Source organism: Streptomyces sp. NPDC058683 (assembly GCF_042716195.1).
GTDB lineage: Bacteria > Actinomycetota > Actinomycetes > Streptomycetales > Streptomycetaceae > Streptomyces.
The window spans coordinates 24,906-47,572 of record NZ_JBHXSK010000057.1; the positions used below are offsets into that span (position 1 = coordinate 24,906).

Genomic DNA, 22,667 nt, shown 5'->3' on the forward strand with positions numbered 1-22,667 from the left:
ACGTTCCGTCATGAACTGGGCCTGTTCACGGAGGCCACTGCCGTGTGAAGACTGTGTGGACCACCGTGTGTCGCCCTGTGATCGGTGTCTCGCCAGGCTGACGCGGCTCCCGTGAACAAGGCAAACTGACGGGGTGGATCGGGATGTCTAGGGGGACGGGCATGGACGGTGGACCGCGGGTACCGGAGCAGCGGCGCCCCTCCTCCTCGGCGGAGGCGGCGTTGCGCTTCAGCGTGCTCGGTCCCGTGCGCGCCTGGCGCGAGGGACAGCCGCTCAACACCGGCTCCCCTCAGCAACGCGCCCTGCTCGCCGCCCTGTTGCTGCGCGAGGGCCGCACGGCGACCGCGGCCGAGCTGATCGACGCGCTGTGGGGCGCCGAGCCGCCGTCGCAGGCGCTGGCGGCGGTCCGCACGTACGCGTCCCGGCTGCGGAAGATCCTGGACCCGGGCGTCCTGGTCAGTGAGTCCGGCGGCTACGCGGTGCGCGGCCTCGGCGAGGGCGCCCTGGACCTGGCGGTGGTGCAGGACCTGGCCGCGGAGGCGGAGAAGGCACGGAGCGGCGGGGACCTGGGCCGGGCACGGGAGCTGCTCGGGCTCGCCCTGGCCCGGTGGGACGGCGAGGCACTGGCCGGCGTGCCCGGCCCGTACGCCGACACGCACCGGGTCCGCCTGGACGAGTGGCGGCTCCAACTCCTGGAGTCCCGTCTGGACATGGACCTGGAGCAGGGCTGCCACGCGGAGGCGGTGTCGGAGCTGACCGCGCTGACGGCGGCCCACCCGCTCCGGGAGCGGCTGCGCGAGCTGCTGATGCTGGCCCTGTACCGCAGCGGCCGGCAGGCCGAGGCCCTCGCCGTCTACGCGGACACCCGCCGCCTGCTCGCCGAGGAGCTGGGCGTCGACCCGCGCCCGGGCCTGCGCGACCTCCAGCAGCGGATCCTGCGGGCCGACCCGGCCCTGGCGGAACCCTCCTCGCCCCCCGCCGATCCCCCGGCCACCCTGGTCCGCCCCGCCCAACTCCCGGCCACCGTGCCCGACTTCACCGGCCGGGCCGGGAGCGTCACCGAGCTGGGCGAGGTGCTGGCGTCGGCGGAGGGCCGGGTGATGGCCGTGTCGGCGCTGGCCGGTATCGGCGGCGTGGGCAAGACCACGCTGGCCGTCCACGTGGCCCACCAGGCCCGATCGGCCTTCCCGGACGGCCAGTTGTACGTCGACCTGCAAGGGGCGGGACCCCGGGCGGCGGAACCGGAGACGGTCCTGGGCTCCTTCCTCCGCGCCCTGGGCACCCCGGACTCCGCCATCCCGGACACCCTGGACGACCGGGCGGCCCTGTACCGCTCGGTGCTGGACGGCCGCCGGGTGCTGGTGCTGCTGGACAACGCGAAGGACGCGGCCCAGGTACGCCCGCTGCTGCCGGGCACCGAGGGCTGTGCGGCGCTGGTCACCTCCCGGGTCCGGATGGTCGACCTGGCCGGGGCGCATCTGGTGGACCTGGACGTGATGTCCCCGGACGAGGCGCTCCAGCTCTTCACGAGGATCGTCGGCGCGGAGCGGGTGGCCGCCGAACGCGAGGCGGCGCTGGACGTGGTGGCCGCGTGCGGCTTCCTGCCGCTGGCGATCCGTATCGCCGCGTCCCGGCTGGCGGCCCGCCGCACCTGGACGGTCTCGGTCCTGGCGGCGAAGCTCGCGGACGAGCGCCGCCGGCTGGACGAACTCCAGGCCGGCGACCTGGCGGTGAAGGCGACGTTCGAACTCGGCTACGGCCAGCTGGAACCGGCGCAGGCCCGCGCGTTCCGCCTGCTGGGCCTGGCGGACGGCCCAGACATCTCGCTGGCGGCGGCCGCGGCGGTCCTGGACCTCCCGGCGGAGGACACGGAGGACCTCCTGGAGGCCCTGGTCGACACCTCCCTCCTGGAGTCGGCGGCCCCCGGCCGCTACCGCTTCCACGACCTGGTCCGCCTCTACGCACGCGCCTGCGCGGAACGCGACGAACAGCCGCCCAGGGAAAGGGAGGCGGCGATGTCCCGGCTCCTGGACTTCTATCTGGCCACGGCGGCCGGGGTCTACGCCCTCGAACGGCCCGGCGACCGGCTGGTGGACCACCTGGCCACGCCCGACCACCCCGGGCTGGTCTTCGCGGACCGGCACCGGGCGCAGGACTGGCTGTACTCGGAGGCGGTGTCCCTGCTGGCCTGCGTACGGCAGTCCGCGGGCTCGGGACTCCTCACCCGCGCGGTCGACGTGCTGTGGGCCGCCGTGGACCTCGCCGAGTCCGGCACCAACTCCAAGGAGTACGCCGGAGTCGCCGCAACGCTGCGCGAGGCGGCACGGCGGGCCGAGGACCCGCGCGCGGAGGCACGGGCCCTGATCACGCTGGCCTACGCCCACAGCGTCACCGGCCGGTTCGACCTGGCCGACGAGGAGGCCGGACGCGCCCGCGAGCTGACGACCGCGTCCGTCGATCCGCTGACGAGCTGCTGGTCGTCCAACATCCTCGGGGTGATCGCGGTCTACCAGAGCCGCCACGACGACGGCGAGGCCCATCTCAACCGGGCGATCGAGGGCTTCCGAGCCTGCGACGACCGCCCGGGCGAGGCCAGTGCCCTGTGCAACCTCTCCCGCATCCACCTGGCCACCGGGCGGACCGAGAGCGCGGTGACCCTGGCCCGGCAGGGCACGCAGATGTACGACGCCATGGGGCACGCCCTCAAGGGCGCCAACGGCCGCTACGCCCTCGGCCTCGCCCTGACCAAGCACGGCGGGCTCACCGAGGCGAGCGCCCGGCTGCAGGAGGCCCTCGAGGTGTTCCGGGACAGCCGCCAGCGCATGTGGGAGGGCATGTCCCTGTTCCGGCTGGCCGAGGTCGACCTGGCCGCGCCGCGTCCGGGGCAGGCCGCCGCCAACGCCGAGGCGGCGCTGACCGTGCTGCGCGGCATCGGCGGCGACTGGCGGCGGGCCAACGTGCTGGTCGTGCTCGGGCACGCGCTGAACGGCATCGGGCAGCCCGGCCGGGCCCAGGTCTGCTGGCGCGAGGCGCTGGACCTGTTCGAGGCGCTGGGCGCCCCCGAGGCCGGCCCGGTCCGGGCTCTTCTCCAGCCGCTCACGGTGACCTGACTCCGCGCCCCCAGGGGGCCGTTCATCGTTCGTTTATCGCCGTCCGGCACTCTCGTGGTGTCGTTCCGTCGCGTCGGGGGGCAGGCGGGGCGACCTGGGCCGTTGCACTACGGTGAGCGGTCACGACGCCTGTCCGGCGGGCTCGGGGGAGCCGCCGGACAGGCGGTCTACGTCAGGGCACCGAACTGTCAGGGGAGCAGCGAACATGAGCGACACCAACAGCACCGACAACATCCACGCGACGGACGTCGAGGACGAGACCACCGTCAGCACGGACAACATCCACGCGACGAGCGAGCCGTTGAAGACCGCCAACCCCTTCAAGGTGGACGACGACACCACGGAGGTCGGCACGGACAACATCCACGCCACGGGCGAGACGGCCTGACCGAACCTTCCCGCGGACGGGGAACGGCCGCGGCGGCGCCGAGGGGGAGCCGCCGCGGCCGAGGTGTGTCCGGGGCCGGGTCCGGGCCGCCCGGCGGCCGGAGCCGCCCATCGGCCACCCGGCCCCGGGCCGTCTCCGTAGTCGCACGAATACGTTTGCTCGGCGGTCACCCGGGTTTCGCACCCGGGGGCCACGCTCGGGTGTCATGGCATCGGCATCCGATCTGAGTGCATCGCCGGGAACCGGACTGTCGTCGGCGATCGTCAAGTTCATGCGGTTCGTCCCGCTCGGGGCGGTCGCCGTCGTCCTGCTGGACGCGGCCACCGACTTCTTCCCCGACGACCCGGTCGTGGGCATCGTGACCCCGACGCGGCTCACCCTGCTCGCCGGGCTGATCGCGCTGCTGCTGCCGGTGCCGGGCCGGCCACGGGCGCGGCTCGCGGACTTCCGGACCCGCCTCGACCTGCCCGTCGCGCTGCTGCTGGCCGCCTCGCTGGCCGCGACCTACGTCGGCGGTCACCCCACCGCCCCGCTGCGCGGCCTGCTGACCGTCCTCGCCTGCTTCTACCTGGTCGTCGGCCTGCGCCGTACCCAGCCCGAGTCCTGGCGGGCCGTCGGCCTGCTCGCCCTGGCCGGGCTCGCGGCGGCCGGCACCAGCGCCTTCTCCCAGTTCACGAACGACACCCCGACCGGCTTCTGCCGCACCGGGCTGCTCACCGACGTCGCCTGCGACGCGACCGGCGGCGATGTGCTGATCCGGGCGACCGGCACCTTCGCCAACCCGAACCTGCTGGCCGCCTTCCTGGTGCTGCTGCTGCCGTTCGCCCTGCTCGCCGCCGTGTCGGCCGGCGAACGCACCGCCCGTACGGCGGTCATCGTGCTGGGCGGCATCGGCTACGGGGCGCTGCTGACCACCTTCTCCCGCGGCGGCTACGTCGCCGGCGCCGCGGGCCTGCTGGTGCTGGCCGCCGCCTACTGGCTGGCGCCCCGGCTCGCCGACCGCACCCAGCGGCGGCTGGTGGCCGGGATCGGCGCGGCCTCCCTGCTCGCCGCCGCTGCCGGGATCTGGGCCGTGTCCCGGGCCGGGGACTCCCTGGGCGTACGCGGCCAGGCCTGGCGGGCCGCGCTCGAAGTGGCCGTCCACCACCCGACGGGCGTCGGCCTGGGCCGCTCGGGCGCGGTCATATCCGCCACGGCACCCGGCGACCGGGTCTTCGTGCACGCCCACAACCTGTGGCTGAACTGGCTGGTGGAGACGGGCCCGCTCGGGCTGCTCGCCATCACCTCGGTGACCGTCGTCGCCTGGGCCGCCGCGGCCCGGGCCGCCCGCGCCAAGTCGGTCGTCGGCACCGTCGGACTCGCCTCGCTGACCGGCTTCTTCCTGGTGAGCATGATGGACAACCCGGCCAACCTGGACCGGATCGAGATGCTGTTCTGGCTGGTGCTCGGCGTGGTCATGGCCGAGGCTCCGGCGGGCCGGCGGCGCCGGCCCGGCGTCGAGTCCGGCGTCGAGTCCGGTGTCAGGGACGACGACACCATCGTGCTGGCCCGGGTACGGCAGCCCCGGCACGGCCACCAGCCCGTCGCCGTCCGCTCGAAGCCGGCCTAGGCAAGCCCGGCTAGGCGGGCCGGCGGCCCCGCAGCTCCCCCTTCACCACCTTCCCGCTCGCGTTCCGCGGCAGTTCGCCCACGAACTCCACCACCCGCGGCACCTTGTAGTTCGCCATCTCCCGGCGCGCCCAGGCGATCAGGTCGCCCCCGGTCAGCACCGAGCCGCGGCGGCGCACCACGAACGCCCTGCCGACCTCGCCCAGCCGCCCGTCCGGTACGCCGATCACCGCCACGTCCGCCACATCCGGGTGCAGGCCCAGCAGTTGCTCTATCTCCGCCGGGTAGGCGTTGAAGCCGCCGACGATGAACATGTCCTTCAGCCGGTCGGTGATCCGCAGGTTCCCGGCCGCGTCCAGGACGCCGACGTCGCCCGTGCGCAGCCAGCCGTCCGCCGTCAGCGTCTCGGCGGTCGCGGGCGCGTCCTCGTAGTAGCCGCGCATCACGTTGAAGCCCCGGACCAGTACCTCGCCCGGTTCGCCCGGCGCCGCGTCCACCCGTACCTCCGTGCCGGGGATCGCCCGCCCCGACGTCGACGCGATCACCGAAGGGGGGTCTCCGCGGCGGCACATCGTCACGATGCCGCTCGCCTCCGAGAGGCCGTACGCCGTCAGGACCGTCCCGACGCCCAGTTCGCCGCGCAGGCGCTCGACGAGGAGCAGGGGCACGACCGCCGCTCCGGTCACCACCAGCCGCAGCGCCGAGAGGTCATGGGTGTCGCGTGCCGGGTGGTCGAGGAGCGACTGGTGGAGGGTCGGGGGACCGGGCAGTACCGAGACCCGCTCCGCCGCGATGTTCGCCAGCACCGTCTCCACGTTGAACACCGGCTGCGGGATCATCGTCGCGCCCCGCATCAGGCAGGCGATCGCCCCGGCCTTGTAGCCGAACGTGTGGAAGAAGGGGTTCACGATCAGGTAGCGGTCGTCCGTGCGCAGGCCCGCCAGGTCGGCCCACACCTCGTAGGCCCGCAGGGTCTGCGCGTGCGTGATCACCGCGCCCTTGGGGCGGCCCGTCGTACCGGAGGTGAAGACGATGTCGGAGAGCGAGTCGCCGTCCAGCCCGGCCGAGCGGACGGCGACCTCTTTGGCCGCCACGCCCTCCCCGGCCGCCAGGAAGTCCTTCCAGGTGCGGAAGTCCACCGGCGCGTCCTCCGACAGCACCACCACGTCCCGCAGCAGCGGCAGCCCCGGCAGCGGGCCCGGGGAGCCCCCCTCCCCGGCCGCCCGCCTGAGCGAGGCCACGTACGACGTCCCCAGGAACGTCCCCGTCACGAACAGCAGACGGGCCCCGCTGCGCCGCAGCACGTCCGCCGCCTCCGCGCCCTTGAAGCGGGTGTTCAGCGGGACCAGCACCCCGCCCGCCGAGACCGCGCCCAGCGCCGCGACGATCCAGTCCAGGGAGTTGGGCGCCCAGACGGCCACCCGGTCGCCCACCTCGACGCCCGCGGCCATACAGGCGGCCGCCGCCCGTTCCACCCGGGCGCCCAGCTCGGCGTAGGTGATGCGGGTACGGCCGTCCACCACCGCCTCCGCGTCCGCGTACCGCCGGGCCGCCGACCGCACCAGCCCCGGAACGGTCCCCCACTCCATGTCACCGCGCACGACGGCCTCCCCAGGCGAGAGCACAGAACGCATAGCTGACGGTACGTCAGATTAGCTGTAGCCTGACGGACTGTCAGCAGCAACTGTCGGCAGCCCTTCAGCAGCTCGCGGAGGTGTGCACATGGCCGGGATCCGGGACGCCACCGCCATCGTCGGGATCGGACAGACCCCTTTCGCCAAACGGCTCGACGAGGACGAGCGGACCCTCGCCTGCCGTGCCGTCCTCGCCGCCCTCGACGACGCCGGGATCGCCCCCGCCGAGGTCGACGCCCTCGCCTCCTTCACCATGGAGGAGACCGACGAGGTGGAGCTGGCCAAGGCCGTCGGGTTCGGGGACCTGACCTTCTTCAGCAAGGTGGGGTACGGCGGCGGGGGCTCCTGCGCCACGGTCGCCCACCTCGCCGCGGCCATCGCCTCCGGGCAGGCCACGGTCGGCGTCGCCTGGCGGTCACGGAAGCGCGGCTCCGGACCCCGCCCCTGGACCAACACCACCGTCCAGCTGCCCACCCCGGCCCAGTGGACCCGGCCCTTCGGCCTGCTCCGGCCCGCCGACGAGATAGCCATGCTCACCCGCCGCTACATGCACGAGTACGGCGCCACCCGCGACCACCTCTTCAACGTCGCCCTCGCCTGCCGCAACCGCGCCAACCAGAACCCGGCCGCGATCATGTACGAGCGCCCCCTGACCCGCGAGATGTACATGACCTCCCGCTGGATCAGCGAGCCCCTCTGCCTCTTCGACAACTGCCTGGAGACGGACGGGGCGTTGGCGTGCGTGGTGGTCAGCAGGGAGCGCGCCCGCGACTGCGCCCGGAAACCCGTCTACGTCCACTCCGCCGCCCAGGGCCTCCCCGCCCAGCACCACGGCATGGTCAACTACTGGAACGACGACCCGCTCACCGGGCCCGCCTGGACCGCCGCCCGGCACCTGTGGAAACACGCCGACTTCACCCCGGAGGACGTCGACGTGGCCCAGATCTACGACGCCTTCAGCGCGCTGATCCCGCTCTCCCTGGAGGGATACGGCTTCTGCGGCCGAGGGGAAGGCGGGGCCTTCACCGAGCAGGGGGCCCTGGAGATCGGCGGGCGGCTGCCCGTCAACACCGGGGGCGGCGGGCTCAGCGAGGCCTACGTGCACGGGTTCAACCTCATCACCGAAGGCGTCAAGCAGCTGCGCGGCACCAGTACCGCCCAGGTCCCCGGCGCCGCCACCTGCCTGGTCACCGCGGGCGAGGGCGTGCCGACCTCCGCCCTCCTCCTCACCAACCGGAGCTGAGATGCTGCGACCGGCCATCGACACCGACGGCGCGCCCTTCTGGGAGTACGCGGCGCTCGGCGAACTCCGCGTCCAGGCCTGCGCCGACTGCCACGAGCCCCGCTTCCCGCCCCGCCCGTGCTGCCCGCACTGCCGGTCCTTCGCGAGCGAGTGGCGGCCGACGAGCGGCCGGGGCCGGATCTGGTCGTACGTCGTCCCGCACCCGCCGCTGCTCCCCGAGTACGCGGCCCAGGCGCCGTACAACGTGGTGATCGTGGAGCTGGCGGACGCACCGCGCATCCGCCTGGTGGGGAACCTGGTCAGCGCGGCGGGGGCGCCTCTCGACTCCTTCTCCCCCGACCGGATCCGGATCGGCGCCCGGGTGCAGGCGGTGTTCGCGGACGGCCTCCCGCAGTGGGTCCTGGAGCGGCCGTGAGCCTGCGCCTGGAGACGGACAAGGAGACCGGGGTCGCCGTCGTCACCCTGGACCGCCCCGAGAAGCTCAACGCCATCGACCTGGAGACCGCCGCCGAACTCGCTTCCGTGTGGCAGGCGTTGCGCTTCGACGACGCCGTACGGGCCGTCGTCCTCACCGGCGCCGGCGGGCGCGCCTTCAGCACCGGACTCGACCGGGACGCGGTCGTGCCGCAGCCGTCCTCGCCGTACAGCCAGGACGATCCGCTGATCGCGATCGGCCCCAAGACGAACGACCTGTGGAAGCCGGTGATCGCCGCCGTGGCCGGCATGGCCTGCGGGGGCGCCTTCTACCTCCTCGGCGAGGCGGACTTCGTCATCGCCGACGAGACCGCCGCCTTCTTCGACCCGCACACCTCCTACGGCATGGTCAGCGCGTACGAGTCGGTGCTGATGGCACAGCGGATGCCGTACGGGGAGGTGGCCCGGCTGGTGCTCATGGGCAACGCCGAGCGCGTCTCGGCCCGGCGGGCGTACGAGGTGGGGCTGGTGTCCGAAGTGACGCCCGCCGGTGCGGCGTTGGAGGCGGCCGTACGGTGCGCCACCGTGATCGCCGGGTATCCGGCCGAGGGCGTGCAGGGGAGCGTGCGGGCACTGTGGGCGGCGAAGGAGGCGGCGCGGGAGCGGGGGTACGGGCAGGCGCCGTACCTCATCGCGCTGGGGAACCTGCCGGACGACCGGCAGGCCGAGCTGTTCGGGAACCGGTCCCGGACCACGCCCCGTATCCGCTGAGTCGCCGCGTGGCGGGGGTGGGCCGTCAGGCGTAGCGTTCGCTGCGGGAGCCGACTCCCACCCCGAGCGACGGCCGCCGTGCACAACCCTTCCGTGCGACGGCCGTCCCGGGTACCGCCGCCGGACGACCGCGGGTACGCCGTGGCTGGTCGCGCAGTTCCCCGCGCCCCTAAAGGGGCGCGGCTCCGGCGGACCTTCTTTTGTCTTTCAGGGGCGCGGGGAACTGCGCGACCAGCCCCCCACGGCGCTCACGCGGTCCGTGCCGTACCGGTGCCTTTCTCGGCGTCCAAGGCATACACGCACCGGTCCTTGCTGCACGCGTACACCACCCCGTCCCGCACCACCGGCGACCCGGTGATCTCCCCACCGGTCGCCAGCTTCCACCGCAGCCGTCCGTCGTCGGCCTTCAGGGTGTAGAGGAGATGGTCGCTGGAGCCGAAGTGGATCCGGCCCTCCGCCACCACCGGCGTCCCCACCACGTCCCCGCCCGCCTGGAAGCGCCACTTGGGCGTCCCGGTGACCGCGTCCAGGGTGTACAGCCCCTTGCCGCTGCCGACGTGCACGTGCCCGGCGGCGACCAGCACCGGCTCGATCGAGGCACGGGCCTCCGTCGCGATGCGCCAGCGGTCGCGGCCGTCGGTGGCGTCGAGGGCGTACACGGTGCCGAGGTAGTCCGCGAGGTAGATGCCGCCGCCGGTGACCGCGGGGCCGGGTACGAAGGCCGGCGGGGAGAGGAAGACGGCCGGCGCCTCGAAGTGCCAGCGGACGCGCCCCGTCGCCGTGTCGAGGGCGATGACGCGGGTGCCCGCGGAGGCGTACACGAAGCCGTCGGGGGCGTGGGTGAGGCGGACCGGGACGCCGCCGCAGGAGGCCGCGTCGCCGATGGGGTAGGACCATCGCTCGTCGCCGGTCCGGGCGTCCAGCGCGCGCAGGCGGGCGTCCTGCCAGACGAAGACCGTGCCCTCGTGCAGGGAGGGCCCGGACTCGGGGGCCTCGAAGTCGGTCTGGGCGCCGGACAGCTCCCAGAGTTTCTGCCCGTTGGAGGCCTCCCAGGCCTGGACGCCGCCGCCCCGGGTGCCGGTGACGAGGGTGCCACGGTCGGCCTTGAGGGCGTACACCCAGGCGTCCGTGGACAGCCGCCACAGGTCGCCGCCCTCGCGGGCCTCCAGGGCGAACAGGGTGGGCCCGTCGGAGGCGTGGATACGGCCGTCCGCCACCGCCATGGACCAGGCGACGTCCCTCGTCTTGAAGCGGCGCCGGCCGGTGGCGACGTCGAGGGCGTGCACCTCGAAGGAGGTGACGTAGACGAGGTCGCCGTCGACGGCCGGGGTGCCCCAGACGTCGTTGGACATCCGGAACCGCCAGGGCCGCCAGCCGGACGCCGTCTCCGGGGGCTGGACGGGCGTGGGCGGTACGGCGGGGTCGGCGCCGTTGACGCCGGGGCGCGGCCGGGACCAGTTGGCCACCAGGCCGGCTTCGGGCGGCGGCGCCTTGACGGCGGCGGCACGGGCGTCGGCGACCCGCGGGCCGGGGCCGATCGGCACCGGGGCGCCGGCCAGCCGGACCGGGCCGGCGTCGGGGGCGCCGACCGGGACCGGGACGACGGGGTCGTAGGAGGGCGGCGGGGGGACGGCGAGCCGGCCGCCGCTGCGGGCGCCGGACGGGTTGGCGGAGGGCTTCACGGCCGGGCGGCCGCCGCGCCGGGACTCGATCAGCGCGACCGCCTTCTCGGGCAGCCACGCGGACGCCGTACCGCTGTCGTCGGAGCCGGAGCCGAAGAGATGGGGGGCCAGCTGGGCCTGGAGGTCGGCCGGGTTGGGGCGGCCGACGGCCTCCATCTGCATGCAGGACTCGATGAGGGGGCGGAGTTCCTCCGGGAGGCCTTCGAGGTCCGGGCCCTCGCGCAGCAGCATGAAGACGGTCTCGACCGGGTTGGCGCCGTGGAAGGGCGGGTGGCCGGTGGCGGCGAAGACGAGCATGGAGCCGAGGGAGAAGACGTCGCTGGCGCCGGTGACGCTGCGGGAGTCCTTGGCCTGCTCGGGGGACATGTAGGCGGGGGTGCCGACGGCGACGTTCGTCATCGTCAAACGGGTGTTCGAGACGCCGGACGCGATGCCGAAGTCGATGACCCGGGGGCCGTCCTCCACGACGAGGACGTTCGACGGTTTCAGGTCCCGGTGCACCAGGCCGGCGCCGTGGATCGACTGGAGCGCCTCCGCGACGCCCGCCGCGAGCCAGCGGACCGCCTGGGCCGGGAGCGGCCCGCAGTCGTTCACTATCTCTTCGAGCGAGGGCGCGGGAACGTACGCGGTCGCCAGCCACGGCACCGCCGCGCGCGGGTCGGCGTCGACCACGGCCGCCGTGTAGAAGCCGGAGACCGCGCGGGCCGCCTCCACCTCGCGGGTGAAGCGGACCCGGAACAGCTGGTCCTCGGCGAGTTCGGTCCGGACCGTCTTGATCGCCACGCGCCGTCCGGACGCCGAGCGCGCGAGATAGACCAGCCCCATGCCGCCGGCCCCCAGCCGTCCCAGCACCTCGAACGGCCCGATCCGCCGCGGATCGTGCTGCGTCAGCTGATCCACCACTTGCCTGCCACCTCCCCGTACGGGCCCCGTCCACCCACATATGTACGCGACCCCGTGCAGCGTCTCACCACCGCACCGCCATGGCGGCACGCACCCTGATTCTTCCTGGCCCGGGCACAGGTTGCGAACCCGGCGACCAATCGGGGTGTCACATGACAAAGTGAGACATTTATCCACCAAGAGCCGTCTGTTTCCGGCCTCAGCGTTGCAGCAGCGCGAAGGACGCCCCCTGATTGTCGGTCACGACGGCCACTTTTCCGTACGACGTCTCGAAGGGCGGCGCCTGGACCCGGCCGCCCAGCTGCCGCACGGCCCCGACCGCGGCCCCCACGTCCCCGGTACGGAAGTGGACGACGAACTGCGGCGGCATCCCGGGGTAGAAGACGTCGGAGACGGGGGCGCGACCGAAGTCCGGTTCGGCGCCGGCGCCGAACAGGGCGGCGGCGAAGAGGTGGCCGTAGAAGGTGTTGGCCGCGTCGGTGTCGCTGGTGTAGAGCTGCGCCCAGGCGAAGGTGCCGGGGGCGTGCCGGACGCCGAAACCGGGGTGGCCGGCGGCCTGCCAGAGGCCGAAGACGGCGCCCTGGGGGTCGGCGACCAGGGCGGCGGTGCCGAGGTCGCGGACGGGGACCGGGTCGTGCACGATCTGGCCGCCGGCGGCGAGGATCCGCCGGGCGAGGGCCCGGGCGTCCGGGGTCGCGAAGTACACCGTCCAGACCGTGGGCATCCGGCCGTCCCGCTTCCGTGCCAGCCTGGCGACGGCCGCGCCGTCCAGCCGGGCCCACACGGCCCCCGGTCCGGCGTCCTCGAAGGTCCACCCGAAGAGCCCGCCGTAGAACCGCTTGCCCGCCTCGACGTCGGGAAGCTGCACGTCCACCCAGCACGGGACGCCCTCTGTGTATGCGGATGCCCTGTTTTCGGCCATGTCGTCAAAGTAACCGTCCGGCTCGGACCCCGCAGACCAGCCGCACCACCTGGGGTGGCACCCCCCACGCACCCGTCACCCACCCCCCATACACCCGTGCACCCCATTTGCAGTCGGCCGAATCGCGCTCCGATCACCCCTCGGTAAGCTGACGGCATGACAGGACAAGTGCGTACCGTCGACGGCCGCGTGGCCGGCCGGCGTGGGCAGGCGACCCGGCAGAAGCTGCTCGACTGCCTCAGCGAGATGCTCAGCTCCTCCCCTTACCGGGACGTCAAGGTCATCGATGTCGCCCGGAAGGCGGGTACTTCGCCCGCGACCTTCTACCAGTACTTCCCGGACGTCGAGGGCGCCGTCCTGGAGATCGCCGAGCAAATGGCCACCGAGGGCGGCCAGTTGACCGAGCTGCTGGCAGGGCGCTCCTGGGTCGGCAAGGCCGGCTGGGCGACCGCGCAGGAACTCGTGGACGGTTTCCTGGAGTTCTGGCGCAAGAACGACGCGATCCTGCGCGTGGTCGACCTCGGCGCGGCCGAAGGGGACAAACGGTTCTACAAGATCCGTATGAAGATCCTCAACTCGGTGAACAACTCCCTGACCGACTCCATCAAGGAGTTGCAGTCCAAGGGCAAGGTCGACAAGGACGTGAACCCGGCCGCCATGGCCGGTTCGCTGGTCGCGATGCTCGCGGCGGTCGCCTCGCACCAGAAGGGCTTCCAGTCCTGGGGCGTGAAGCAGGCCGAACTCAAGCCGAACCTCGCACTGTTGGTGCATCTGGGCGTGACCGGGAAGAAGCCCACGAAGTAACCCGCGCCCCGGGTCCTGTCTGGCAGGCGGCGGTTCACCGGAGGTGGGCCACCGCCTGTTGCGCTACCCGTTCCGTCACGCCGGCAGCGGGCGGTCCCGGACCACGTGCTTCATCACCAGGGTCGAGGTGAGGCGCTGCACCCCCGGCAGGGTCGCCAGCCGTTCGTCGTAGAGCCGCTGGAAGGCGGCGAGGTCGGCGGTGGCCACCCGCAGCAGATAGTCGGGCTCGCCGAACAGCCGCTGTGCGTCCAGCACATGGGGGATCTCCGCGATCGCACGCTCGAAGTCGGCGACCGTGTCCCGGTCCTCCTGCCGCATGGAGACGAAGACCAGCGCCTCGAAGGTCAGCCCCACGGACGCCGGGTCCACCACCGCCCGGTACCCGCTGATCGCCCCCGCCCGCTCCAGCTCGCGCAGCCGCCGGTGGCACGGCGAGACGCTCAGCCGCACCCGCCCGGCCAGCTCGGTCACGGTCAGCCGTCCGTCCTGCTGAAGCTCGGCAAGAATTTTCCGGTCCACGTCGTCCATGGGGAAGATTCTCCCCCGGAACGGCTGGTCGTGAGCAAATTTCGACAACACTTTCGGGCTGTTCGCGCCTAATGTCCCTGCCATGGACACCGGACCCCTGATCTCCTTCCTCGCCGTGGACCTGCTGCTGGTGTGCGTCCCCGGCGCCGACTGGGCGTTCGTGATCGCCGCCGGGGTGCGCGGCCGCTCGGTGCCGCGCGCGGTGGCGGGCCTGGTCGCCGGGTACGCGCTGCACACGGCGCTCGCGGTCGCGGGCCTCGCGGTGCTGGTGGCGAGTTCGCCCGCGCTGCTCACCGTCCTGACGGTGGCCGGAGCCGGGTATCTGGTGTGGCTGGGGTGGAGCGTGCTGCGGCGCCCGGCGGTACCGGTGGAGGGGGAAGAGGCGGCGGCCGGGACGGAGGGGCCGGGCTTCTGGCGGGGTGCGGCGATCAGCGGCCTCAACCCCAAGGGCCTGCTGCTCTACCTCTCCGTGCTCCCCCAGTTCCTGGTGACGAAGGGCGACCATGCCCCGGTGGCCGCCCAGACGGCCGTACTCGGCGCCCTCCACATGGCGGCCTGCGCGGCCGTCTACCTCGCCGTCGGCACACTGGCCCGCCGCCTGCTGTCGGCGCGCCCGAGGGCGGCCAGGGCGGTCACCCGCACCTCGGGGGCGGCGATGCTGGGCATCGGCGCCCTGCTGCTGGCCCAGCACGCGCTCTGACCGGCCGCCGCGCCCCGGCGAGCCGCCACGGCACCCGCGGCACCCGCTACGACGCGGTGAGCCGGAAGACCCGCAGCTCCCGGTCCACCCGCTCCTGGTACGTCGCGTACGGCGGCCAGAACTGCAGGAGTTCGCGCCAGGCGGCCGCCCGTTCCGCCCCCGTCAGCAGCCGGGCGGTGACCGGTATGTCCCGCCCCTTCCAGTTGATCTCGGCGGCGGGATGCCCGAGGAGGTTGTAGGTCCAGGCGGGGTGGTCGGTCCGGCCGTAGTTGGATCCGACGAGCAGCCAGCCGTCCTCCTGGGGCATGCACGCGAGCGGCGTACGCCGGGGCAGGCCGCTGCGCGCCCCCGTGGAGGTCAGGACCGCCCCGGGCAGCATCTGCGCGCTGAGCAGCAGCCGGCCTCCGCTGAGCCGGTGCACGGCCCGGTCCAGGGCCGGGACCACATGCGGGGCGACCTTCAGGAACCCGCGGCTGGCCGCCGCCTTCCGCACCAGGCGTTCGCCGATCACACCGCCACCCCCTGTCCCCCGAACAGCCCCGCCGCGTCGGCGGCCTGCCCGCGCAGCCGGTGCACGGGCCCGAAGAGCAGCTCGTCCCCGGCCGCCCGCTTGAAGAACAGATGCGCCTCGTGCTCCCAGGTGAACCCGATCCCGCCGTGCAGCTGGATCCCCTCCGCGGCGGCGGTCCGCAGCGCCTCCAGCGCCTGGGCGAGGGCCAGTGCGCCCGCCGGCTCCCCCCGGGCCGTCGCCCAGGCCGCGTAGTAGGCGGCCGACCGGGCCGCCCGTACCGCCACGTGCACATCGGCCAGCCGGTGCTTGACGGCCTGGAACGACCCGATCGCCCGCCCGAACTGCTCCCGCTGCTTCACGTACTCCACCGTCCGCTCCAGCGCCCGGTCCGCGGCCCCCACGGCCTCGCCCGCGAGCACCGCGGCCACGGAGTCGCCGAGTGCGGCGAGGGCGGGCCGGATGTCGGTGTCCTCGTCGCCCAGCGGTTCCGCGGCCACATGGCGCAGTTGGACCCTGGCCTGGGGGCGGGTCGGGTCGAGGGTGGTGCGCCGGGTCCGTACGACCCCGTCGGCGTCCCCCGCCACCAGGAAGAGCAGGACCCGCGAGCGGGCGTACCCGCCGGCGTGCGCCGGGACCAGCAGCAGCCCGGCGCTGTGCCCGTCCAGCACCTGGTCGGCCTCTCCGTACAGCTGCCACCGGTCCCCCCGGTGCCGCGCCTGGACACCGCCGGCCCGTCCGCCGCCGGCCCAGTCGCCGCCGCCGGGGCCGGTGAGCGCGAGGGCGGTGCCGAGCCGGGTGCCGGGGACGGCGAGGGCGGCGGTGAGGCCGCCGTCGGCGATCCTCGGGAGCAGCTCGGCGCGTTGGGCATCGGTGCCGAGGGCGAGCAGCAGCGGGGCGGCGAGGACCGCGGTGGCGAGGAAGGGGGAAGGGGCGAGGGCGCGCCCCAACTCCTCGGCGGCCAGCGCGACTTCGGTGGCGGTGCAGCCGGCCCCGCCGTACGCCTCGGGCAGCGCGAGTCCGGGCAGGCCGAGTTGTTCGCCGAGGGCGGTCCACAGGGCGGGATCGTGCCCCTCCGGCCTGTCGACGGCGGCCCGTACGTCCTCCGTCCCGCAGCGCTTGTGGAGCAGTTCACGCAGGGCGCGCCGGATCTCGTCCTGCTCGTCGGTGAAGCGGGCGTCCATGACCGGACCTCCTGACGATCTGACGGCCCGTCATGCTAGGGGTGTTGGATGCAGATGCACAGGGGCGGAGTGCAGCGGATCTGATGTACCGTCAGATTCATGACCGGACCCCGCAAGGTCGCCGTGGTCGGCGTGGCCCTGTCCGACTGCGGCCGCGTGGACGACACCACCGCCTACGCCCTGCACGCCCAGGCGGCCCGCCGCGCACTGGCCGACGCGGGCCTCGGCCGGGAGGTGGTCGACGGCTTCGCCTCCGCGGGCCTGGGCACCCTGGCCCCGGTGGAGGTGGCCGAGTACCTGGGCCTGCGCCCCACCTGGGCCGACTCCACCTCGGTCGGCGGCTCCACCTGGGAGGTCATGGCGGCGCACGCGGCGGACGCGATCGCGGCGGGCCATGCCAACGCGGTCCTGCTGGTGTACGGCTCGACGGCCCGCGCCGACATCAAGGCGGGCCGCAGGACCGGCAATCTGTCCTTCGGCGCCGGGGGCCCGCTCCAGTTCGAGGTCCCCTACGGCCACACGCTCATCGCCAAGTACGCGATGGCGGCCCGCCGGCACATGATCGAACACGGCACGACGATCGAGCAGTTGGCACAGGTGGCGGTCCAGGCACGGGCGAACGCGGCGCTGAACCCGGAGGCGATGTTCCGCACCCCGGTCACGGTCGACGAGGTCCTGTCCGGCCCGATGATCGCCGACCCCTTCACCAAGCTGCACTGCTGCATCCGCTCCGACGGCGGCGCGGCCGTGCTGCTGGCGGCCGAGGAGTACGTACGGGACTGCCGTACCGCGCCGGTGTGGGTCCTTGGCACAGGTGAGTGCCTCTCGCACGCGACCATGTCGGAGTGGGCGGACTTCACGGTGTCCCCGGCGGCGGTGAGCGGCGAACTGGCCTTCCGGCGGGCGGGCGTACGGCCCTCGGAGGTGGACTTCGCCGAGATCTACGACGCCTTCACCTACATGACGCTGGTGACGCTGGAGGACCTGGGCTTCTGCGCGAAGGGCGAGGGCGGGGCGTTCGTGGAGAAGGGGCGGCTGCGGGTCGAGGGAGGGGAGCTTCCCGTGAACACGGACGGGGGCGGCCTGTCGGCCCAGCACCCGGGCATGCGGGGGCTGTTCCTGCTGGTGGAGACGGTACGGCAGCTGCGCGGGGAGGCCGGTGACCGGCAGGTGCGGCGGGCGGACGGGGGGCTGCCGGAGCTGGGGGTGGCCTCGGGGACGGGGGGCTGGTTCTGCTCGTCGGGGACGGTGGTGCTGGGGCGGGGGTGACACCGGGCCGTGAGGGGGCGGGAGTTTCGCCGGGGCCGGGGGGCGGGGGTGACACCGGGGCCGGGGGGGGCGGGGGTGACACCGGGGCCGGGGAAGGCGGCGGCAACCTTCCGGGCCGCGGCGGCGACTGCGTACCGGAAGCTTCGACGTTCAGAACGAGACGTTCGAAGGACGTGCACCGCCGAACCGCGTAAGGATCGCCCCGTGGCCTCCTCCTCACATCGCCGTCGCCCGCGTCCGGACCAGAACTTCGAGTGGCGCCCGGTCCGCGGCCCCCTCCTCGCGGTGGCCGCCGTGGCCGCCGTCGCCCTGGTCGTGACCCTGGTCGTGGCCTTCCGCCCCGGCGGCACGGCCGGCGCCGGGCAGGGGGCCGCGGACCGGGCGGTGTCCGCGGCCTCGTCCACGGCCTCGCCGGAAGCCGGGGCGAGCACGACGGCGGCGGAGACGGCATCGGCGACGCCCTCGAAAGGACCGTCGGCGTCGTCGAAGCCCACGGCGAGCGCACGGACCACGCCGACGGCGTCCGCGGCTCCGTCCGCCACCCCGGCCCGGCGCGCGGCGGCCGGCACCGCCCGCACCCCGTCCACCACCACGGCCCCCGCGGCCGGCCGGATCCGCCCCGGGGCCTCCTACCAGGGGGTCGCCACCTCCTACGACGTCGGCAACGGCGACGGCGCCTGCTCGTTCGGCCCGACCGACGACGTCATGACCGCGGCGATGAACACCGCGGACTACGAGACGGCGAAGGCCTGCGGGGCGTACGTCTCGGTCCGCGCGGCGAGCGGCACGTCGATCACCGTACGCATCACCAACGAGTGCCCGGCGCCCTGTGCGGCCGGCCAGCTCGACCTCAGCCGACAGGCGTTCGCGAAGCTCGCGCCGCTCTCGGCGGGCCGGATCGCGATCACCTGGAGCCTGCTGAGCCCGGCCACCTCGGACACGGTCTCGATCCGCTACAAGACCGGTTCCACCCAGTACTGGTGCGGCATCCAGGCGATCGGCCACCGCAACCCGCTGGCCCGCCTGGAGGTCCGCACCGGCGGCGGCTGGCTGGCGCTGACCCGCACCGGGTACAACTACTTCCTCTCCGAACAGGGCACCGGCTGCGGCGGTGAGCTCCGCCTCACCGACATCTACGGCGAACAGTTCACCGTGCCCGCACTCCCGGTACGCCCGGACACGGTCCAGCGGACCGGGGTCCAGTTCGCCCGGCACTGAGGGGTGCCTCGGCTCAGCGGCGCACCGGCACGATGCGGTGGCCGCGGGCGTCGACGAGGGTGACGCCGATGTGGTTGCGGGCGATCACCCAGGCGACGGGGGTGACGATCAGGGTCACCGCGGCCACGGCCACGCTGATCGGGAGGAGCAGGGGCGGCGACTGCCCGGCCGGGAGCGTCCGGCCGCCCTCGTGGACGGCGTAGGCCAGCGAGGCGGCGAACAGGGCCAGCGCGAGCAGGAAGACCGTGCCCCAGGTCAGGCGGACGCGCCGGGTACGGGCGTGGTCGCGGACCTCGGCGACGAGCGCGGCCGAGCAGACCGGGCACTCCAGCTCGACGCGGTCCCGGCCCTCGGCCGGCCGGACCAGCCGGAAGTCACGCGCGGCCCAGGTGACGGTCCGCGTCCTGGGCCGCCCGGCGTCCCCGAGTACGTGGCGTACGGCCACCTGAACGGTCCTGGGTCCCCTCATGCCGGACAGTGTGGGGCCGGGGCACAGGTGTTCGCAGGGATTTGCGCGGTTGTGCCCGGGGAGTCCGGCGCCCGGGCCCCTCCGGGCACGCCTGGCCGCCGTACGACGTCCTGATGGTGCGGCCCCGCGGGGTCCCCGAGTGATACTCGGCACATGGCAGCAACGGATCTTCACACGCTCCTGAAGTCGCTCCGGGTCTGGTCCCCCGAGACCACGGAGCTACGGCCGTTCGACCCGGCGTCGGCACCCGATGCCCCGCTCCCTCTCTTCACCACGTGGTTCGCGGAGGCGGTGGCGGCCGGGCAGCCGGAACCGCACACCGTGTCACTGGCCACGGCGGACGAGCAGGGCCGGGCGGACGTACGGATCGTGATGCTGCACGGCGCGGACCCGGACGGCTGGTCCTTCGCGTCGCATCTGACCAGCCGCAAGGGGCATCAGCTGGATGCCCGCCCGTACGCGGCGCTGGCCTTCTACTGGCCGGTGCTGGGCCGCCAGGTCCGGCTCCGCGGGCCGGTCACCGCGGCCCCGTCGGAGGAGGGCCAGGCAGACCTGCACGCCCGCTCGACGGGCGCCCTGGCGGCGGCGCTCACCGGCAGCCAGAGCGGCGTCCTGTCCTCGCTGGAGGAGCTGCGCAAGGAGTCGGAGGCGGCCTGGGAACGAGCCCGCGCCAACCCGGCCGCCCCCTCCCCCACCTGGACCCTCTACCGGCTGCGCCCGGAGGAGGCCGAGTTCTTCCAGGGCGACCCGGAACGGCGCCATGTCCGGCTCCGGTACGTCGCGGAGGAGAACGGGACTTGGCGAAAGCAACTGCTGTGGCCATGAACGCCGGACCACACGGCGCCCGCCCGGCTGCGAGCGCCGGTCCTTCGCTACGCACGCGGGCCGCGAGCGCCGGTTCCGCGGGGCGCACGCCGACCGCGAGCGCTTGTTCCGCGGGGCGTACGCCTGCCGTGAGCGCCGGTTCCGCACGGCGCCCGCCAGCCGTGAGCGCCGGTTCCGCGGGGCGTACGCCGATCGCGAGCGCCGGTTCCGCACGGCGCACGCCTGCCGCGGGCGCCGGACCGCGCGGCGCACGCCGGCCCTAGGCGCCAGCCCCCCCTCCCCCTACGCCCCCTCCCCGAAGTCGTACACCGCCCAGTCGGCCACCTGCCGGTAGCCGATGCGCTGGTAGAGCGCGTTGCTCGTCGGGTTCGCCAGGTCCGTGAAGAGGAGGACCTCGCCGACGCCCTGGGCCAGGGCTAACCGGCTGACCTCCGCCGTCACCGCACCGGCGTAGCCGCGGCCGCGCAGCTCGCGCGGGGTGTAGACGGGCGCGACCCGGGCCTGGCCTGCGACCGTCGGGGTCACACCGGCCATGGACACCGGGGTGCCGTCGGGGGTCTCCCAGAGCGTGACGCCGCCGTAGGAGAGCCGGAAGTCGGCCCAGTCCCCGGCGTCCCGGCCGCCCGGCACGCCCGCGTCGGCGACGAAGCCGCCGTACCAGCGGATCAGCAGCTCCCGGTCCGCCGGCCCGGCCACCCTCGCCCGGCCCTCCGGCACCGGGGCGGGGACCGTCAACTCGTCCAGCCGGTAGAGCCGTTCGAGGTCCTGGAGCTTCCCGGGCGTCCCGGTCCGCCGTTCCCAGGCCGCCACGAACGCCTCCGCCGTCGCGCGTTCGGCGCCGAATCCGGAGACCGGGTGGCCGAGGGCGAGGAGCCGGGAGGCCAGCGCCTCGCACTCCCCGGCCGTGAGGCGGGTGGTGCGCGGGGCGTACGGCGGGGTGTGCAGCAGGGCCGCGCCCACGCTGCCGTCGCTCCGGGTCAGGTAGCCGAGGAACGGGGGCAGGTCGCCGTACGCCAACGGGCCGCTGTGCCGCAGCTGCTGGGTCACCGTCAGATGGACGGTGTGCAGGTCCGGGCGGGAGCCGAGGAAGTCCTGGGCGTGGTCGAGGAATTCGTCCACGTCGGAGGTGAAGTGCCAGTCGGACGGGCCGGGTGCCTCGGACGCGTCGGCCGCTTCGGATGCGTCGGTCGCTTCGGATGCGTCGGTCGCTTCGGTCGCTTCGGTCGCTTCGGATGCAGGTGTCTCGGAGGCCATGGTCGATGGTCCCGGTCGGCCGCCGCCCCCCGCACGTGAATTAATCCAGCGACGGCTCCGGGTCCGAGGCGAGGCGGGCGTGCAGGTGGGCGTCCCGGAACGCGCTCGGCCGGCCCGCCTCGAACATCGCGCCCCGCAGCGTCCCCTCATACGGGAACCCGCACGTCTGCGCTATCCGGCAGGACGCCTCGTGGCCGAGGGCGTGTCCCAGTTCCAGGCGGTAGAGGCCCAGCTCGGTGAAGGTCCAGCGGGCGGCCAGGGCCAGGGCGTGGGTGGCGACCCGGCGGCCCCGTGCCTCGGGGAGGACCCAGTAGCCGACCCGGGCGCAACGGGACACCCGGTCGATCATGTTGATGCCGATGTGCCCGAGGGTCGTACCGCTCTCCGCGTCCGCGATCCGGAACGGCGCGCAGCCACCGGCGGCCGCCTGCTCGCGCTGCCTCAACAGGGCTGCGCGGGCCCCGGCGAGGTCGATGTCCGGCTGGAGCGGGGTGTTCCAGCGGAGGAAGTCCAGGTCGGTACGGCCGCACAGCCAGGCCTCGGCGTGGGCCCGTGAGTCCGGGTTCCAGTGGTCGAGGCGCAGGCCGTGACCGTGCGGGGTGACGTCGAGGCGGCGGGCGGCGGGCTGTTCGTCGATCTGGGCCATGGGGTCATTGAAGCCTCTGTGCCGGGTGATGGCCCAGCCCGTTTCGGCGCGCCCCCTGTTCTGGCCGCCCCCTATGCCGGCCGCTCCCTGTCCTGACCGCCCCCCGTCCCGGCCGCTCCCTTTCAGCGGGCCGCGGGGCGGAACACCGGCACGCCCTCCCGGAAGGCGACCGCCAGCTCCAGTCCGGCGCGCGGCTCGGGCGTGTCCACCAGCTCGGTCATCATGCGCGGGCCCTCCGCCAGGTCGACCACGGCGGCGACGTACGGGACGCGGTCGCCGAAGGGCGGGAGGTCGTTGCGGTGCACGACGGACCAGGTGTAGAGGTTCGCGCGGCCGGACGCGGGCTCCCAGGTGACGTCCTCGCTCCAGCAGTGCGGGCAGAACTCCCGGGGGTAGTGGTGGGCCCGGCCGCAGGAGCCGCAGCGGCGGAGCAGGAGCCTGCCCTCGGCCGCCGCCTCCCAGTAGGGGCGGGTGAAGGCGTCCGGTTCGGGGAGGTCGTACCGCCGGGCGGCCGGGCGGGCCCGGTCGGTGGTCGTCGCGGTCGGCGCACTCGTCGCATCCATGAATCTGACGTTATGTCAGATGGT

21 protein-coding genes are annotated in these 22,667 nt (G+C 74.0%); 11 read left to right on the forward strand and 10 right to left on the reverse strand.

The annotated features are described in order from the left end of the window. Window positions 1-161 precede the first annotated feature (161 nt). The 3 genes from ACFWXC_RS43220 (at window position 162) to ACFWXC_RS43230 (ending at window position 5,107) form a co-directional block, all read left to right on the forward strand. Window positions 162-3,110: a BTAD domain-containing putative transcriptional regulator gene (locus ACFWXC_RS43220; RefSeq protein WP_384488009.1), complete on the forward strand. Its 2,949-nt coding sequence runs from the start codon at window positions 162-164 to the stop codon at window positions 3,108-3,110. A gap of 205 nt (window positions 3,111-3,315) precedes the next feature. Continuing rightward, window positions 3,316-3,498, forward strand: coding sequence for a hypothetical protein (locus ACFWXC_RS43225; RefSeq protein ID WP_384488011.1), 183 nt, complete (start codon window positions 3,316-3,318; stop codon window positions 3,496-3,498). A gap of 205 nt (window positions 3,499-3,703) precedes the next feature. Next, a complete protein-coding gene (locus tag ACFWXC_RS43230) occupies window positions 3,704-5,107 on the forward strand; it encodes an O-antigen ligase family protein (protein WP_384488013.1) in 1,404 nt (467 codons plus the stop codon). 10 nt (window positions 5,108-5,117) lie between these two features. Here the strand turns inward: ACFWXC_RS43230 and ACFWXC_RS43235 are convergent, their stop codons facing one another. After that, window positions 5,118-6,707 carry a FadD3 family acyl-CoA ligase gene (locus tag ACFWXC_RS43235; protein ID WP_384488015.1) on the reverse strand — a complete coding sequence of 530 codons (1,590 nt, stop codon included), beginning with the start codon at window positions 6,705-6,707 and terminating at the stop codon, window positions 5,118-5,120. Window positions 6,708-6,828: 121 nt separating this feature from the next. Between ACFWXC_RS43235 and ACFWXC_RS43240 the strand changes: the two genes are divergently transcribed. Genes ACFWXC_RS43240 through ACFWXC_RS43250 form a run of 3 tightly spaced genes read left to right on the forward strand, consistent with a single transcriptional unit; the run spans window position 6,829 to window position 9,168 of the window. Further along, window positions 6,829-7,983, forward strand: a complete 1,155-nt coding sequence (locus ACFWXC_RS43240) for a lipid-transfer protein (protein WP_384488017.1) — start codon at window positions 6,829-6,831, stop codon at window positions 7,981-7,983. A 1-nt stretch (window position 7,984) separates the two neighbouring features. Further along, a complete protein-coding gene (locus ACFWXC_RS43245) occupies window positions 7,985-8,398 on the forward strand; it encodes a Zn-ribbon domain-containing OB-fold protein (protein ID WP_384488019.1) in 414 nt (137 codons plus the stop codon). Next, entirely contained in the window at window positions 8,395-9,168 is a 774-nt protein-coding gene (locus tag ACFWXC_RS43250; protein WP_384488021.1) for an enoyl-CoA hydratase/isomerase family protein, read from the forward strand. The genes ACFWXC_RS43245 and ACFWXC_RS43250 overlap by 4 nt, the downstream gene beginning before the upstream one ends. 248 nt (window positions 9,169-9,416) lie before the next feature. Here ACFWXC_RS43250 and ACFWXC_RS43255 read toward each other — a convergent pair whose 3' ends face one another. Continuing rightward, window positions 9,417-11,753 (reverse strand): PQQ-binding-like beta-propeller repeat protein, encoded by a 2,337-nt coding sequence (locus ACFWXC_RS43255; RefSeq protein WP_384488023.1) that lies wholly within the window; start codon window positions 11,751-11,753, stop codon window positions 9,417-9,419. Window positions 11,754-11,952: 199 nt separating this feature from the next. Beyond that, complete coding sequence (locus ACFWXC_RS43260; protein ID WP_384488025.1) at window positions 11,953-12,675, reverse strand: VOC family protein; 723 nt, start codon at window positions 12,673-12,675, stop codon at window positions 11,953-11,955. A 156-nt stretch (window positions 12,676-12,831) separates the two neighbouring features. Between ACFWXC_RS43260 and ACFWXC_RS43265 the strand changes: the two genes are divergently transcribed. After that, window positions 12,832-13,479 carry a TetR family transcriptional regulator gene (locus ACFWXC_RS43265; RefSeq protein WP_384488027.1) on the forward strand — a complete coding sequence of 216 codons (648 nt, stop codon included), beginning with the start codon at window positions 12,832-12,834 and terminating at the stop codon, window positions 13,477-13,479. Between the two features lie 75 nt (window positions 13,480-13,554). Here ACFWXC_RS43265 and ACFWXC_RS43270 read toward each other — a convergent pair whose 3' ends face one another. Beyond that, a complete protein-coding gene (locus ACFWXC_RS43270; protein WP_384488029.1) occupies window positions 13,555-14,007 on the reverse strand; it encodes an Lrp/AsnC family transcriptional regulator in 453 nt (150 codons plus the stop codon). 82 nt (window positions 14,008-14,089) lie between these two features. On the opposite strand from ACFWXC_RS43270, the gene ACFWXC_RS43275 reads away from it, so the two are divergent. Continuing rightward, window positions 14,090-14,707, forward strand: coding sequence for a LysE family translocator (locus ACFWXC_RS43275; RefSeq protein ID WP_384488031.1), 618 nt, complete (start codon window positions 14,090-14,092; stop codon window positions 14,705-14,707). 46 nt (window positions 14,708-14,753) lie between these two features. Here the strand turns inward: ACFWXC_RS43275 and ACFWXC_RS43280 are convergent, their stop codons facing one another. Continuing rightward, window positions 14,754-15,218: a nitroreductase/quinone reductase family protein gene (locus ACFWXC_RS43280; RefSeq protein ID WP_384488033.1), complete on the reverse strand. Its 465-nt coding sequence runs from the start codon at window positions 15,216-15,218 to the stop codon at window positions 14,754-14,756. Further along, window positions 15,215-16,399, reverse strand: a complete 1,185-nt coding sequence (locus ACFWXC_RS43285) for an acyl-CoA dehydrogenase family protein (protein WP_384488035.1) — start codon at window positions 16,397-16,399, stop codon at window positions 15,215-15,217. The genes ACFWXC_RS43280 and ACFWXC_RS43285 overlap by 4 nt, the downstream gene beginning before the upstream one ends. A gap of 99 nt (window positions 16,400-16,498) precedes the next feature. On the opposite strand from ACFWXC_RS43285, the gene ACFWXC_RS43290 reads away from it, so the two are divergent. After that, on the forward strand, window positions 16,499-17,668 hold the full coding sequence (locus ACFWXC_RS43290; protein WP_384488037.1) for an acetyl-CoA acetyltransferase: 1,170 nt from the start codon (window positions 16,499-16,501) through the stop codon (window positions 17,666-17,668). A 204-nt stretch (window positions 17,669-17,872) separates the two neighbouring features. Continuing rightward, the gene (locus tag ACFWXC_RS43295) at window positions 17,873-18,886 is read left to right on the forward strand and encodes an expansin EXLX1 family cellulose-binding protein (RefSeq protein ID WP_384488040.1); all 1,014 of its coding nucleotides are present in this window, start codon (window positions 17,873-17,875) and stop codon (window positions 18,884-18,886) included. 13 nt (window positions 18,887-18,899) lie between these two features. On the opposite strand, the gene ACFWXC_RS43300 is transcribed toward ACFWXC_RS43295, so the two are convergent. After that, a complete protein-coding gene (locus ACFWXC_RS43300) occupies window positions 18,900-19,355 on the reverse strand; it encodes a hypothetical protein (protein WP_384488042.1) in 456 nt (151 codons plus the stop codon). 153 nt (window positions 19,356-19,508) lie between these two features. Here ACFWXC_RS43300 and ACFWXC_RS43305 point away from each other — a divergent pair, with 153 nt between their 5' ends. Beyond that, complete coding sequence (locus ACFWXC_RS43305; RefSeq protein ID WP_384488044.1) at window positions 19,509-20,180, forward strand: pyridoxal 5'-phosphate synthase; 672 nt, start codon at window positions 19,509-19,511, stop codon at window positions 20,178-20,180. 282 nt (window positions 20,181-20,462) lie between these two features. On the opposite strand, the gene ACFWXC_RS43310 is transcribed toward ACFWXC_RS43305, so the two are convergent. The 3 genes from ACFWXC_RS43310 to ACFWXC_RS43320 form a co-directional block, all read right to left on the reverse strand. Continuing rightward, entirely contained in the window at window positions 20,463-21,434 is a 972-nt protein-coding gene (locus ACFWXC_RS43310) for a GNAT family N-acetyltransferase (RefSeq protein WP_384488046.1), read from the reverse strand. A gap of 40 nt (window positions 21,435-21,474) precedes the next feature. Next, complete coding sequence (locus ACFWXC_RS43315) at window positions 21,475-22,080, reverse strand: GNAT family N-acetyltransferase (RefSeq protein ID WP_384488048.1); 606 nt, start codon at window positions 22,078-22,080, stop codon at window positions 21,475-21,477. Window positions 22,081-22,202: 122 nt separating this feature from the next. After that, complete coding sequence (locus ACFWXC_RS43320; protein ID WP_384488050.1) at window positions 22,203-22,643, reverse strand: Zn-ribbon domain-containing OB-fold protein; 441 nt, start codon at window positions 22,641-22,643, stop codon at window positions 22,203-22,205. Window positions 22,644-22,667: the final 24 nt, after the last annotated feature.

What these genes read in the sequence shown, in the direction of transcription:
- ACFWXC_RS43285 (WP_384488035.1), bottom strand. Translation starts at nt 16,399, where the DNA reads ATGGACGCCCGCTTCACCGACGAGCAGGACGAGATCCGGCGCGCCCTG.
- ACFWXC_RS43275 (WP_384488031.1), top strand. Translation starts at nt 14,090, where the DNA reads ATGGACACCGGACCCCTGATCTCCTTCCTCGCCGTGGACCTGCTGCTG.
- ACFWXC_RS43320 (WP_384488050.1), bottom strand. Translation starts at nt 22,643, where the DNA reads ATGGATGCGACGAGTGCGCCGACCGCGACGACCACCGACCGGGCCCGC.
- ACFWXC_RS43310 (WP_384488046.1), bottom strand. Translation starts at nt 21,434, where the DNA reads ATGGCCTCCGAGACACCTGCATCCGAAGCGACCGAAGCGACCGAAGCG.
- ACFWXC_RS43265 (WP_384488027.1), top strand. Translation starts at nt 12,832, where the DNA reads ATGACAGGACAAGTGCGTACCGTCGACGGCCGCGTGGCCGGCCGGCGT.
- ACFWXC_RS43290 (WP_384488037.1), top strand. Translation starts at nt 16,499, where the DNA reads ATGACCGGACCCCGCAAGGTCGCCGTGGTCGGCGTGGCCCTGTCCGAC.
- ACFWXC_RS43270 (WP_384488029.1), bottom strand. Translation starts at nt 14,007, where the DNA reads ATGGACGACGTGGACCGGAAAATTCTTGCCGAGCTTCAGCAGGACGGA.
- ACFWXC_RS43315 (WP_384488048.1), bottom strand. Translation starts at nt 22,080, where the DNA reads ATGGCCCAGATCGACGAACAGCCCGCCGCCCGCCGCCTCGACGTCACC.
- ACFWXC_RS43305 (WP_384488044.1), top strand. Translation starts at nt 19,509, where the DNA reads ATGGCAGCAACGGATCTTCACACGCTCCTGAAGTCGCTCCGGGTCTGG.
- ACFWXC_RS43260 (WP_384488025.1), bottom strand. Translation starts at nt 12,675, where the DNA reads ATGGCCGAAAACAGGGCATCCGCATACACAGAGGGCGTCCCGTGCTGG.
- ACFWXC_RS43240 (WP_384488017.1), top strand. Translation starts at nt 6,829, where the DNA reads ATGGCCGGGATCCGGGACGCCACCGCCATCGTCGGGATCGGACAGACC.
- ACFWXC_RS43225 (WP_384488011.1), top strand. Translation starts at nt 3,316, where the DNA reads ATGAGCGACACCAACAGCACCGACAACATCCACGCGACGGACGTCGAG.
- ACFWXC_RS43220 (WP_384488009.1), top strand. Translation starts at nt 162, where the DNA reads ATGGACGGTGGACCGCGGGTACCGGAGCAGCGGCGCCCCTCCTCCTCG.
- ACFWXC_RS43300 (WP_384488042.1), bottom strand. Translation starts at nt 19,355, where the DNA reads ATGAGGGGACCCAGGACCGTTCAGGTGGCCGTACGCCACGTACTCGGG.
- ACFWXC_RS43245 (WP_384488019.1), top strand. Translation starts at nt 7,985, where the DNA reads ATGCTGCGACCGGCCATCGACACCGACGGCGCGCCCTTCTGGGAGTAC.
- ACFWXC_RS43230 (WP_384488013.1), top strand. Translation starts at nt 3,704, where the DNA reads ATGGCATCGGCATCCGATCTGAGTGCATCGCCGGGAACCGGACTGTCG.